Source organism: Labilibaculum manganireducens (genome assembly GCF_002843385.1).
Classification (GTDB): domain Bacteria; phylum Bacteroidota; class Bacteroidia; order Bacteroidales; family Marinifilaceae; genus Labilibaculum; species Labilibaculum manganireducens.
The window spans coordinates 136248-149907 of the sequence record NZ_MVDE01000009.1 but is presented as its reverse complement, the minus strand read 5'-3'; the positions used below and the strand labels follow the sequence as shown (position 1 = coordinate 149907).

The window sequence follows — 13660 nt, the reverse complement described above, 5'->3', positions numbered from 1 at the left end:
TCTTATTTGTAAAATTTATTTCCAACGATTTTAAGTCCGTCGAGGGTTAACATTGGCTCATGATGATCGAAACTATCAAGAATAGGAAGCATCACAGTGGCCAACCCACCAGTGGCAATTACTGTAGTTTTTCCTTCCATTTCCTTTTTCATTTCAGTCAGAAGTGATTCAACAAGACCTTTGTAACCGATTACAATACCAGCCTGCATTGCATGAACCGTATTTTTTCCAATGCAGGAGGGAGGAACAACCAAATCGACATTTGGTAATTGAGCTGTTTTTTGAGAAAGCGATGCCATGGCAGTTTTAAGCCCGGGAGCAATTGTCACACCTAACAAATTTCCATCTGCTTTTATAACAGTAAAAGTAAGAGCAGTACCAAAATCAACAACAATGCAATTGCCCGAATATTTGTTGTGAGCTGCAACGGCATTGGCAACCAAATCTGTTCCTATTTCATAAGGATTACTGATTCCGATATCTAAGCGCGGATACAATTCCGGCCCCAGAACTAAAGGCTCTTGGTTGAACAGTTTTCGAATCATCTCACGGATAGGAAGTATCAGAGAGGGAACTACACTGCTCAGAACTACCCGGTTAATTTCTTTTAAATCGATATTCCGACTCGCAAGTAAAGTTCTGTAAATGACTTCGTATTCATCAGATGTTTTGTTGGCAACAGTATGAATTCTAAATTGTTCGGCCCAATGATTATTGCTGGATAAACCGCAGACCACATTTGAATTTCCTATGTCGATGGCTAAAAGCATATGTTGGATTGTATTTATTGCTTAACTAAAGATAAAGGTCGGCAAAAGCTTTAAAAGAAAAGCCTAATTAACCCTGTTTTTTGCAATTCCATTTTTTAAATACTCAATAATATTCTGACTGGCTTCGCGGCTCATTTCAATTCTGGTTTCGATTGTGGCAGTGCCAATATGTGGTACTGCAAGAGCTGTTTTCTGCTTTAATAATTTTGGATGAATAATAGGTTCATTCTCAAAAACATCCAGTGCGGCACCGGCAATTTCACCTTGTTCCAAAGCTATGGCCAAGTCAGCTTCATTAATAACTGCACCCCGGGATGTATTAATTAAAAAGGCCGTTTTTTTCATTTTCAGGAACTCCTTTTTACTTAATAAATGATGCGTTTCAGGAGTTAAGGGGCAGTGCAGGGAAATCACATCCGATTTTTCAAGTAGATCCGGCAAATTCATATAAACTGCATCCTTCCATTTAATCTCAGAAATGGGTTTTCTATTGTGATAAGCGATATTCATACCAAAAACCATTGCCTTTTCGGCAACCGATTTACCAATATTGCCCATGCCTACAATCCCTAAGGTCTTTCCCCGCAGTGTGCTTCCTAAATTTTTCATCACTCCCCATTCAAATTCCGGATTTGTTTTTAATCCATAATTGCACAACGAAATTTGTCTGCTCAGGGATAATAAAAGTCCCATACACAATTCGGCAGTTGGTTCGCAAACAGCTTCAGGAGTATTGCAAACAATAATTTTTTGCTCGTTTGCAGCATTCATATCGATATTATTAAAGCCGACTCCGTAATTACTGATAATTTTCAGATTTATTCCGGCTTTTATTATATCAGCAGAGACTTCCCGATTAAAAATAGACAACAAACCAACGCAGTGCGGAATCAGTTCAATTAATTCTTCTTTTGTGAAGAATTCCTTTTCGGGATAAATCAAATCAAAATGAGTTTCCAATTCACTAAGTCCTTCTTTAGGAATAGGGTAGGCGATAAGTATTTTGTTTTTCACAGACATGCGATTAATGATTTTAGAGCATAAAAGGTACGAATTTGAATCAATCATCCAAAGGGATAACCCGTTGCCATCAATGTTTGCAGATCATGATCAATGACCCCAAACATCTGGTGGTGGCCTACCCTGTGTACGCATGGCAGTCACTCACGTGCACACATGGCGGTCACTCACGTGTACGCATGGCGGTCACTCACGTGCACACATGGCGGTCACTCACGTGTACGCATGGCGGTTGGTCACCTGATAATCCATGAGTTGCCGCACCTTACATCAATCTTTCAGTAAAGGCTGACAGCTTGCCCGGGTTGCAGTGCAAACCTCAAATTCCCAGTGTCGGTTTGTGTTCCCTTATGTCGGTTCAGGGCAGCAAGCCTTTCTTGGTTTGATTGTGTTTCCCCGTCCTTTCTCAAAAGAGGATTTCCACAAACTTATTTTGTAGCTTTGTTTCAAATTTCAAATCCACCGAAACAACTAACACCGCCATTGCATGATTTTATTAGACAAACCTTACGTTTCCAAGTTTCTTAAAGAGACAATTGAAAAATATAATTTTCCAACTCTGGATACAGGTAATGTTATCGAAAAGGGGGAGCTTTCATTGATTGGTTCAGAGCAGATTGTTCAACATTTTCGTGATAATACAAATAGTCGAATTTATACTAATTCCGAGAATTCTATCAATTGGGTGCTGAACCATTTAAGTTTCACCAAACTACCTGAATACATTAATGTGTTTAAAAATAAAATAGAATTTCGAAAATTGATTCAGGGAATGTATCCTGATTTCTATTATAAGGAAGTGCTCCTTAAAGATTTGGATGAAGTTAAATTGGACGAATTACCAATGCCGTTTATAATTAAGCCGGCAGTAGGTTTTTTAAGTCTGGGAGTTCATAAGGTTGTTGATGAGAATGATTGGTTAAGAGTGAAACAATTAATTCGTGAGGAATTTACAGATGCTCAGGCTTTATTTCCCATCGAGGTAGTAAACGCATCTTCCTTTTTAATTGAGGAAGTAATTGCTGGTGAAGAGTTTGCTTTTGATGCTTATTTTGATGAGAATGGCGAAGCGGTTGTGTTGGGAGTGTTAAAGCACCTTTTTGCTTCCGAAAAGGATGTCAGCGATCGGGTTTATTACACTTCAAAGGAATTGATTAAGGCATACCTTCCACAATTTAAGCAGTTTGTACAGGATCTCGGAGAGCAGGTCGAATTGAAAAATTTTCCTGTTCATATCGAAGTTCGTGTGGATGAAGCGGGTAAATTAGTCCCGATTGAAGTGAATCCAATGAGGTTTGGTGGCTGGTGTACAACGGCAGATTTAACTCATTTGGCCACTAAATTGAATCCGTATCATTGTTTTTTAAGCAATATTAAACCCGATTGGGATCAGATCTTAAACGAAATGGATGATGAGATTTATTCTTTGATTATTTTGGACAATTCCACCAAAATACCATCAAGTCAAATTTCACATTTTGATTACGAAAAATTATTGAATCGATTTTGCAATCCATTGGAATTACGTAAAATTGATTATAAATTGTACTCCATTTTTGGGATGTTGTTTACCAAAACTCCAAGAGATGAATTCCATGAAATTGAAGAGATATTAGTTTCTGATTTATGTGATCTTGTCATTGAAGAGTCTCATTAAAATATCATTGCATCGATATGATTACCGATTTTATTATTCGTAGAGCCGAAACTTCAGATGCTCTTTGTATTGCGATGTTTAAAATTCAAGTTTGGCTTGATACCTATGCTTTGGGAGGAGTAAATAATGAATACGCGGAATATTTGGCTTCTGAAATTACCAAAGAAAAAACGGAAACTATACTTCAAAATCCGAATAAAAAAATATTTTTGGTCGAGAAGGATTCGTGCTTAATTGCTTGTTATCAACTGGATTACGATACTTCTTGTCCTGTAAAAGATATTACAGATCCAGAGCTATCCGTACTATATGTGTCAAGACATTTTCATAGACAGGGAATTGGTTATAAACTTTTGCTGCATGCTGAAAATGAGGTGAGAAAAAATAATGGTTCAGGTTTATGGCTCACAGCTTATTACCAAAACCAAAATGCTCTTGATTTTTATCATCGCCGGAATTATTTGGTGACCGGCAAGTGCTTTTTCGAAATGGGTGAAAATCAATATGAAAATTGGGTGTTCTATAAAAAGCTTGAAGTTTAGAAAAAGTGGAGAAATTAATCATTCTGGATTTTATTGATCCACTCGTCTTTAAGAATTGCATAAATTACATCGTCAATCCATTCTCCATCTACAAAGATGCTTTTTATAAAATGAGCTTCTTTTCGAAAGCCTAAACGTTCAAGCATAGCTATCGATTTTATATTTACCGGATCGACCGAAGCAGTAATACGATGTTTGTTTAAATCAGTAAAAAGAAATTTAATTACTTCTGATAAAGCTTCATTAGCAAAGCCTTTTCCATGATAGGATTTTGCCAGAGTACAACCCAATTCGACCTGTTCTTTGTTTTCATCTAAAAAATGAATTCCAATATCACCAATCACTTTCTGATCTTCTCTGCTGATAATTACGAATTGATACCATGTGTCAATCTGGTCGATGCTTTTGGAAACTGTATTGCGGATAAAATCATATACATCATCAATGTTTTTCGGAATCCAGCTTTGGTACTGATTGGTCTTAGCATCTGAACGATAATCGAATACTTCTTCAGCATGTTTATTTTGGATTGATTGTAAGCATAATCTTTTAGAGTGTAATTCCATAATAAATCTATTTGTTTCGAATACAGGAAAGATATTTTTTCTGGGGGAATTTTACAAATATGAATTTAAATCGTACAAATTTGTTTTTTTATATAAAATAGATGATTGAAATTACAGCTTAAATTTGTCATATTCAGGTGCATATTATACCCTTAAGGATAAATAATTAGCAATTTGTTGAGAATAATTCCGTACATTGCAGAACCTTTAAGAAATGATCAGATAGAAGTATTAATCATCGTGTTTAATTTTTGAAGGATTATAATGAATTTCGAATCTTAAAAAAGCTATGGCAAGACCAAAAGAAACTTACAACAAAAAAGAGAAAGAGAAGCAAAAACTCCAGAAAAGAAAAGAAAAAGAAGCGCGTAAAGAAGAACGTAAATCCAGTCCAGGTCGTACTTTCGAAGAAATGCTTGCCTATACAGATGAGTTTGGCAATTTGAGTGATACGCCACCAGATCCAACTAAAAAGAAGAAAGAGATTAACGAAGAAGACATAGTTCTTGGTGCACGAAATAGTGATGACGGTAACTTTGAACAACCTTTAAGAGAGGGTGTTGTATCTTTTTTCAATACTAGTAAAGGATATGGATTTATTAAGGATTTAGAAACCAAGGAGAGTATTTTTGTGCATATCAATGGTCTTGTAGATTCAGTAAGTGAAAATGATAAAGTTAACTTTGAAACAGAGCGTGGTCCTAAAGGGATGAATGCTGTAAATGTTACTTTAGTTAAAAAATAAACAGCCTTTTCGGTTGTTACAATTTTAAGAAATAAAAAACCACCCTTTTGGGGTGGTTTTTTATTTTGTATGAAAGTAATGTGAACTAGTCAATTACTCTTACATTTACTGCGTTCATACCTTTTCTTCCTTTTTCCATATCGTACTCAACTTTATCGTTTTCACGAATTTCGTCGATAAGACCCGATGAGTGTACGAAGATGTCTTCACTTGAATCTGCTGGTTTAATGAATCCAAAACCTTTAGATTCGTTAAAGAATTTTACTGTTCCTTCCATTGTAATGTTTTTTAAAATAATAAGATGTTTGTTTAAAGTCTGTATTCTTATTTAATTGCCAGTAACAGTTCTATTATTTTTATTCCTAAATGGAATGAATAGTAATGAATGGTATTGAAATTATTATTTAATAAGACTTTCGAACTAAACAAATATAAAAAAAACAATTTTTCAATCCAAAAATAACCGGCAAAGTTTTGAGTTCTGTAATGATACTTGTTGTGAGGTGATTATGGATTTAGTTTGGTTGGGTTTTCACTGTTTGGTCTATGTAGATTATTCGGGAGAAGGAGGGAAGTAGATCAGGAAAAGAGATAGTATTTATTTTTGCTGAAGTAATTCTAAAGCATAGAAATGCAAAGCTGATATTTGTAAAGAAGAGCTATTGAGATGTATTTATTGATTTATAGGCACAAAAAAAACCACCCTGTTGGATGGTTTTTTATTTTGTATAAAAGTAATACGAATTAGTCGATAACTCTTACGTTAACGGCATTCATACCTTTTTTTCCACGTTCTGAATCGTACTCAACTTTATCGTTTTCACGAATTTCGTCGATAAGACCTGTTGAATGTACAAAGATGTCTTCACTTGAATCGTCTGGTTTAATGAATCCAAAACCTTTAGATTCGTTAAAGAATTTTACTGTTCCTTCCATTGTAATGTTTTTTAAAAATAATAAATTAAACGTTTAAAGACTCTAATTTAGTAATTAACAGTAACAAACCTATTATTTTTATTCAAAAAGAAACAAATAGTAATGAATGATATTGAAATTATTGGTGGAGATAAATCTCCCTTAGTACTTTTAAACACTGCAAATCTATATAAAACTTTTATTCTATCCTAACTTCAGGCAAAATAGTTTTAGTTTGTGGCGTATAAATAACGAATACATCTTTTAAAGAATCATATCCTTGTATAATATGTCTGATTATTAGTTATATATGTGTTTATTAAAAAAAGATGTTTGTGAAATCAGTTGTGTTTAGATACGAGAAACCTGTATTATTATTTATCCAGTTCACCAAATACTCTTTTTAAGAGATCATTAACCCTCTTTAAAGGGTCTTTTCTGATTAGTTTTTCTTCATCTGCAACTTTAAGAAATAAAGCACTTAGTGCTTTTTCTGTCACATATTCATCAAGCTTGGTATTTATTGGCTCTAAACTGGCTAACTTTCCGGCAAAACTTCCTGCCACCGCATTGTAATTTTTGGTTAATAAACTCCACGATTCATTCGTAGATAAATTTGCAACCAGCTTTTTATCTAAGGACGCTTTTACTTTGGGCATAAACAACTCTTGTAATTTATTTTGAGTTTTGTTTTGAAGATATACGGTTGCAGCATCATTCCCTCCTTTAAGAATGCCGAATGCATCTGCAATTGTCATTTCTGTAATGGCTGAAATAAATATTGGTGTTGCTTCAGAAACTGCATCTTCAGCAGCACGGTTAAGTCTAAGAACAACTTTATCTACTAATTCAGCGCCTCCTGGTATCAGATTGATGTTCTTTGTAATGCTTTGTGCCTCCGGAGGTAACAGTATTTTAATCAACTCGTCTTTGTAGAAACCATCCTGCATGGATAACAGGTTTGACGCATTCTTACTGCCAATTTTTAATGCCTCTTTTAATCCAGAACTTACTTCAGCGCTGGATAAAGGTTTTGGTTGTGAGAGTGCATACTGATCCATGAAAGGCTGCAGTTCAGCGCAGGAAGCAAATAGGAAACAAATTAATAGGATTGAGATCGTCTTATTCATAAATTGTTGCTTTAATGAAGCTGTTTGTTTTTAAACGCAACAAGGTATCAAAAAATGATAGGAAATTCAATAATAAAAGCCTGCATAATTTTCTGCAGGCTTAACAATCTAAAGTTGTATTTATTCAGTTATTGCTTTCATAAAATCTTCCACATCCCCGGGTGTGCTCATTATTCTCATAAATGTTCCCATAGTTAGTTCTGGCCAATACAAGGCAAAACGATATTTGCCATGCAGCATACTTACCTCTTTTCCTTGCAGGATAATTTCATAAGGCATGGCGGCAATATGATCTTCTCCAATTATTGGAAGGAATTGTTTTTCCCCGTCTTCAGAGTCTAATAAACCAATTCCAAATACGGCTATGTTTTTGTTTTCAAATACTTGTTCGTAAATTAAATGGGCATTTCCTTTTTTTGCTTTTAAATTTTTACGGATAGTTGTTAGTCCTGCTTCAAATGATTCGAACTCATTTAAATTGACGGGATCGCTAAAATATGGCATCATCATTTTGTAATGATACTTTTTTAGAGAGCCTTCTTTTACTTCCCCGCCAAATGGAGTGAATTCATCACCTATTGCGGATAAGGATTTTTTCACATCAGAAGTAATCTTTGAAAACAAAGGTTTGTCCGTTTCGTAGTTACTTAAATAGGCGCAAAAAACATAGTCTGGGTTAAGCATACTTACTATAGTTCTTTCTCCTTTTTTAACCAAACCTATTTTAAGAACACTGGCCAAAGCACCTCTGTCTGATGATTTTAGGCACAATTCACTTAGATCATTTCGCGTGAAACAAATTACGTAGAGTTCTTGGCTGGCTTCAGGCTGGTATTCTCCTATTATTGAAAATTGATTTGTTTCAAGATTTTGTTTTATGTTTGAAATCAGTAAACTGATATCCGTTTGTGATGTTCCGGTTTTAAAGAACGGAGACATTTTTTTTTCTTGTGCATTGCTAATCTGCATCCAGGCAAAGCAAATCAGAACTAGGATTATTTTCTTCATAGTAATATTAGTTTGTAGTTATTAAGATGTTTAGAACTCCTAATATATAAATATGAAAATAGATAGACTGTGTTATGGGAATTGTTTTCTGTCTGAATTTTTTGAACTAAAGGTGTTTACGATCCGAAGCTTCAATCAATACACCACTTTTCATTCTATTTTAAATGATTGTAAATTGAGGCATTATTAATTTTGCGACGTCGAATCTTTTCCTGAAATTTGATTTTCTTTCAAAAAGGAAGTAGGAAGCGGATATTTAAACTGGATGATATGAAAAGACCATGTAAAAAGTGTTGCATACATGGAGAATGAGTGTAATTTGGGAGTTATATCTGACCTTAATCAAAATATTATAAACAGATGAAATGGATTTTATTGCTTGTGAGTTGGACTAAAGAGGAGAAGAAAAGATTTTCATCCGATAAGGAAGCAATTCATGAGTTTGCCAACTGGCTTTCTCACGGACTTGGCTTGATTTTTGGTATTCCGGCAGGCTTGTGGTTGTTAAGTGTGGCCTACGAAACTCAGAATATTTACGGATTTACTGCATGCGTACTCTTTGTGGTCGCATTTAATTTACTCTATGCTTCATCAGCTGTTTACCATTATGTGGTAGGAAGTCCAAATCGTAAATTGTTTCGAAAGTTCGATCATATCAGCATTTTCTTTATGATAGCAGGAACTTATACGCCTTTTCTTGTTATTTATTTGAATAATCAGGTTGGCAGACTTTATTTGATGATTTTGTGGGGATTGGTAGTTGTTGGAATATTTTATAAAATATTTTTGCTGGGCAGATACCGCTGGATTTCTCTCATGTTATACATATTTATGGGCTGGATTCTGTTTTTTAATTTCTCGGCATTTAGTTCATCTTTGCCTGCTTTGTGTTTGCAGTGGATAATTGCAGGTGGCATTTTTTATATGTTGGGTGTGGTTTTTTACATGTGGAGAAAGTTGCCGTTCAATCATTTTATATGGCATTTATTTGTATTTGCAGGTAGTATTTCTCACTTTATTGCAGTGTATTATTGCATTATATAGCAGAGGCTGACTCAAAATAAGAAGGGACATCTTTAATATACAGATGTTTCTATTTTTTGAATCAAAAAATGGTTTGTGCTTGAGACAGCCTCAGGATAATTTTATTTCTGTTGTTAGCAAATTCTGCAGTTCTTAACATACCAGGAAACAGAGTGCTCATTGTTGTCGACCAATTCTTTTATAATTTTTCGATCATCCCAAACAGCGCAGCAAGAGGTTGATTGATTTAGGGCCTTAGTCAATTTAGACCAACGATCCATGATTTCCATGGTTAGAAAACTTTCGTACTCTTTGAATACTTCGATAGCACATGAACCACAAAAATGTAATTGATCTTCAAGCGGTTTAAGATTTTCATTTTTTGTAAAAATGTGTTCGCCTACCTTAAAAAATTCATTCTCTTTTAATTGAAGAGTTAATTTTAAATCAATTGTAGTCATAGGTTTGGAGATTAGGGTTTGCTTCTTTTTTTCTCTATTTAAATATTTATAGTTTTTCTTTTATTGCCTGATAATCTGCTTATTCTAATGCACAATTAAAAATACGCAATTTTGAAGTCCCGAAAAAATAAAAAATCATTAAGGATAGAATTCTTTATTTAGATTAAAAAAAAGCTTCCCGAAGGAAGCTTTATTATCTGATGTTTTTTGATTTTTTATTAGTCTATTTTTTGCAGTTGAACAGTGAAATGTCTCATAATTGGAGCTTCGTCAATAATTTTAAACCCATGCTTAATTTCATTTCTTCGATCATAAACATTTTTCAGAGCTACTGCAACAACATCCATATGGTTGTTGGTGTAAGTTCTTCTTGGAATTGCCAAACGCAGCAACTCTAAGGCAGGATAACGGTTTTCTCTGGTTTCAGGATCTCTATCCGCTAAAATTGCACCGATTTCAACCCCACGAATTCCTGCTTCCAAGTACAATTCACAACCTAATGTTTGTGCCTGATATTCTTCCTTTGGTATGTGAGCCAAGATCTTTTTGGCGTCAACAAAAATTGCATGTCCTCCTATTGGTTTTTGGAACGGAACACCAAATTCCTCTAATCTGCCACCTAAATATTCTACTTGCTTAATACGTGTTTCAAGATATTCAAATTCAGTTCCTTCATCAAGGCCTTGTGCCAGTGCATTCATATCACGTCCCGACATACCTCCGTAGGTAACATATCCTTCAAACATGATATTGTAGGTAGATGCTTGCTTCCAAAGGTTTGCATCTTTCATCCCGATGAATCCACCCATGTTTACAATCGCATCTTTTTTGGAACTCATCGTTGCCATATCAGCATAAGTATACATTTCTTTAACAATCTCTTTAATTGTTTTATCCTGATATCCTTCTTCACGAGTTTTAATGAAGTAAGCATTTTCGGCAAAACGAGCAGAGTCAAAGCATACAGGAATTTCATATTTTTCGGCCAATTTTTTAACGGCTTTCATATTAGCCATTGAAACTGGCTGACCACCCGAAGTATTGCAGGTAACAGTCACAATAATCATTGGAACTTGTTCTTTTGGATAAGTAGAAAGAACCGATTCAAGCTTAACAAGGTCAAGGTTTCCTTTAAAAGGATGATCGATTACTGTATCAAAAGCTTCATCAATTGTGCAGTCAACAGCTTTTGCTTTTCTAAATTCAATGTGTCCTTTTGTTGTGTCAAAATGTGAGTTTCCCGGAACAATATTGCCTTCTTTAACCAATACCGAGAACAATACATTTTCCGCAGCCCGGCCTTGGTGAGTAGGTAGAAAATGATCAAATCCCATGATGTTTTTAATAGCTTCCTTCATTTTGTAGTAGGAGCGTGCACCAGCATAACTTTCATCTCCCAGCATCATTGCCGACCATTGTTTATCACTCATTGCACCTGTACCGGAATCGGTAAGCAGGTCAATAAATACCTGATCGCTTTTTAGATTAAAAAGGTTGTAATTCGCCTCTTTAAGCCATTGTTCCCTTTCTTCGCGAGTACTTCTTTTGATGGTTTCAACCATCTTGATTTTATATGATTCTGCGAATGGTAATTTCATAATGTTTCGTTGTTTATTTTATTGTGATATATAGCCGTGTAATTATCTATAGGATATAATTCTCCCATATCAATTATGTGCTTTTTGTAAATGTATACGTAAAAATTTGAGGCAGGATGCCTCAGGCGAATCTAGAAGTGAAACTCGTCTCTGTTTTTAATATTAAGGTAGACCTTGTGTGTCAGTTTTGGAAGTTGATATTTTGTTTCCATAGTTTCTGATTTTCTACTTTTGTCAAAAATAGAATAAATTCTGCTGAATAAAAAGGGAGGCGGGATATTTTATGCAAACGTTTGTTTTTGAGAGATGTTTGTTAGAGTTCCAAAAACTCACATTTTTTAACCTAAATGAACAGCATTATTCTTTTTATAAAGAAATAATTTCAACAAATTTGCATGTGCCGTATTTAGTTGGCGTTTTTCTTATTCAATAAGATTTTCCATTAGCCATTTAACTATTTAAAGAAGTAAAGATCATTGCCCTATGATTCGAGTTTTTTGTGTTTTGCTAATTTTGCTTCAGTCATTAATTTCTTTTTCTCAACGAAATGTTAAGAAAGATTTTGTTTTTCCTGACAAAATAAAATTGGATAAATCTGCTTATCGATTGAAGCAAAATAAGGCTGATTCAATCAAGTATTGTTCCAATGATACTGTTTTAAACGGACTCATTGATCCTTTGCACCATATAGATAATGTGGGTTTTCGATTTATCGTTCGTGAATTGGAAATGAATTATTCAAAAAAGAAACATCAGACTGATTCTGTGCAGGATGCAGTAAATACTTTATTACAATACGTAAAAAATGATAGTATTCGGGATATGGTTTACTATCTGAAGAAATATATTGAAACACGAAAGACTGAAGAAGCACTCCGAAAAGTAAAAAAACAAATGGAGTTGGAGAAGGTGTTGAGTTACCAGCCGGAATTATTAAAACCTGATGAGTTGGATACAGATGATTCTTGGAAGGCTCATGCATTGGAGGAGTTGTTTGAGTATGTTGAAAATGATTCCGTTCATCAATGGATCAGGGAAATCAGCAGAGATTCGGTTCTGTTAGGCGTGAAAAATTATCAGAACGATTCAATTAAATTCTGGATTAATAATGGAAAACAGGATTTTAAACGATTTTGGTTGAAGAAAAATAAAAGGGATTCTATCGGAATATGGGTTCAGAATACCAAAGATCGATCGGTTCGTATTCTTGTTGATGACGATGTATACCAGCAGTCAGTTCAGAAATCAAAAATGAGAGGAACGAGGGTGAAACTGGAAGAGAAAATTTCAAGTGATCAGTATAGTTTAGCGAAACTAGGTAAATATAAACGCTATTCTCAAAAATGGAAATTGGGTGCTACTATTGGATTCTATTTTAATCAAGGTCATGTAAGTGATAGTTGGGCCGGAGGAGGCGAAAGTTCAATTGCTACCATATCAACCATAGATGCATTCGCAAACTACAAAAACGGGAATCATACCTGGGACAATAAATTAGCTGTTAAGTATGGTCTTTTAAAGTCGGGAGACAATGGATTTCGAAAAAATGAGGATCGTATTGAATTTGAGACGAAGTATGGTCAAAAGGCAGTTAGGAAATGGTATTATTCAGCTCTGTTTAATCTGAAAACCCAGGCTGTAAGAGGATATACATACCCAAATAATGCTGAAAAAATATTAAAATCATCCTTTTTTGCACCTGCTTACATTATCGCATCGATTGGTATGGACTATAAACCAAGTAAAAAATTGTCGGTCTTATTGTCTCCGGTAGCAGCAAAATATACAATTGTAAGAGACACTGGTAATATTGATCAAACGGCCTATGGAGTAGATGCCGATAAAAAAGTTAAAAAAGAAGTCGGATCATATGTTAATGTCTATCACAAGTTTGTATTTTGGGATGAAATGAGTGTTGAAAATAAACTGACCTTATATTCCAATTACTCGGATAAGCCTAAAAATATTGATGTGGACTGGGAGATGATTCTGGTAATGCCAATTAATCAATACATATCTACAAAATTATCAACTCATTTGATATCAGATGATGATACAGGTTCAAAAGTTCAGTTCAAAGAAAATCTTGAGGTGGGAATAAGCTATCGTTTTTAGGGAAGTAATTACTGGTAATTATTTTTTTTGTATCGATATAAAAGATGTTTTAAAACCTTTTTTACTTACTATAAAAAATACTAATTTTCTGATCTAAATTTAAAGTATAA

Annotated in this window: 14 protein-coding genes; 5 read left to right on the top strand and 9 right to left on the bottom strand. The window is 34.4% G+C overall.

What is annotated here, in order from left to right:
* Window positions 1-2: 2 nt before the first annotated feature.
* Entirely contained in the window at window positions 3-770 is a 768-nt protein-coding gene (locus BZG01_RS08195; protein WP_101309340.1) for a type III pantothenate kinase, read from the bottom strand.
* A gap of 63 nt (window positions 771-833) precedes the next feature.
* Window positions 834-1784, bottom strand: a complete 951-nt coding sequence (locus BZG01_RS08190) for an NAD(P)-dependent oxidoreductase (RefSeq protein WP_218973050.1) — start codon at window positions 1782-1784, stop codon at window positions 834-836.
* A 493-nt stretch (window positions 1785-2277) separates the two neighbouring features.
* Between BZG01_RS08190 and BZG01_RS08185 the strand changes: the two genes are divergently transcribed.
* Both BZG01_RS08185 and BZG01_RS08180 read left to right on the top strand, forming a co-directional pair.
* A complete protein-coding gene (locus BZG01_RS08185) occupies window positions 2278-3447 on the top strand; it encodes an ATP-grasp domain-containing protein (protein ID WP_101309339.1) in 1170 nt (389 codons plus the stop codon).
* A gap of 17 nt (window positions 3448-3464) precedes the next feature.
* Window positions 3465-3989, top strand: coding sequence for a GNAT family N-acetyltransferase (locus tag BZG01_RS08180; protein ID WP_101309338.1), 525 nt, complete (start codon window positions 3465-3467; stop codon window positions 3987-3989).
* Between the two features lie 14 nt (window positions 3990-4003).
* Here the strand turns inward: BZG01_RS08180 and BZG01_RS08175 are convergent, their stop codons facing one another.
* A complete protein-coding gene (locus tag BZG01_RS08175) occupies window positions 4004-4555 on the bottom strand; it encodes a GNAT family N-acetyltransferase (protein WP_101309337.1) in 552 nt (183 codons plus the stop codon).
* A 289-nt stretch (window positions 4556-4844) separates the two neighbouring features.
* On the opposite strand from BZG01_RS08175, the gene BZG01_RS08170 reads away from it, so the two are divergent.
* On the top strand, window positions 4845-5300 hold the full coding sequence (locus BZG01_RS08170; RefSeq protein ID WP_101309336.1) for a cold-shock protein: 456 nt from the start codon (window positions 4845-4847) through the stop codon (window positions 5298-5300).
* 85 nt (window positions 5301-5385) lie between these two features.
* Here the strand turns inward: BZG01_RS08170 and BZG01_RS08165 are convergent, their stop codons facing one another.
* The 4 genes from BZG01_RS08165 to BZG01_RS08150 all read right to left on the bottom strand — a co-directional run bounded on the left by BZG01_RS08165 (window position 5386) and on the right by BZG01_RS08150 (window position 8353).
* Window positions 5386-5577 (bottom strand): cold-shock protein, encoded by a 192-nt coding sequence (locus BZG01_RS08165; protein ID WP_101260024.1) that lies wholly within the window; start codon window positions 5575-5577, stop codon window positions 5386-5388.
* Window positions 5578-6044: 467 nt separating this feature from the next.
* Complete coding sequence (locus BZG01_RS08160; protein ID WP_101260022.1) at window positions 6045-6236, bottom strand: cold-shock protein; 192 nt, start codon at window positions 6234-6236, stop codon at window positions 6045-6047.
* Window positions 6237-6589: 353 nt separating this feature from the next.
* Window positions 6590-7345 carry a DUF4197 domain-containing protein gene (locus BZG01_RS08155; protein ID WP_101309335.1) on the bottom strand — a complete coding sequence of 252 codons (756 nt, stop codon included), beginning with the start codon at window positions 7343-7345 and terminating at the stop codon, window positions 6590-6592.
* A gap of 120 nt (window positions 7346-7465) precedes the next feature.
* Window positions 7466-8353 (bottom strand): hypothetical protein, encoded by an 888-nt coding sequence (locus tag BZG01_RS08150; RefSeq protein ID WP_101309334.1) that lies wholly within the window; start codon window positions 8351-8353, stop codon window positions 7466-7468.
* 360 nt (window positions 8354-8713) lie between these two features.
* On the opposite strand from BZG01_RS08150, the gene trhA reads away from it, so the two are divergent.
* On the top strand, window positions 8714-9397 hold the full coding sequence (gene trhA / locus BZG01_RS08145) for a PAQR family membrane homeostasis protein TrhA (protein ID WP_101309333.1): 684 nt from the start codon (window positions 8714-8716) through the stop codon (window positions 9395-9397).
* Between the two features lie 113 nt (window positions 9398-9510).
* Here trhA and BZG01_RS08140 read toward each other — a convergent pair whose 3' ends face one another.
* A complete protein-coding gene (locus tag BZG01_RS08140; protein WP_101309332.1) occupies window positions 9511-9837 on the bottom strand; it encodes a hypothetical protein in 327 nt (108 codons plus the stop codon).
* A 218-nt stretch (window positions 9838-10055) separates the two neighbouring features.
* Entirely contained in the window at window positions 10056-11435 is a 1380-nt protein-coding gene (tnaA, locus tag BZG01_RS08135; RefSeq protein ID WP_101309331.1) for a tryptophanase TnaA, read from the bottom strand.
* Window positions 11436-11918: 483 nt separating this feature from the next.
* Here tnaA and BZG01_RS08130 point away from each other — a divergent pair, with 483 nt between their 5' ends.
* Window positions 11919-13550, top strand: a complete 1632-nt coding sequence (locus tag BZG01_RS08130) for a DUF3078 domain-containing protein (RefSeq protein WP_101309330.1) — start codon at window positions 11919-11921, stop codon at window positions 13548-13550.
* Window positions 13551-13660 lie beyond the last annotated feature (110 nt).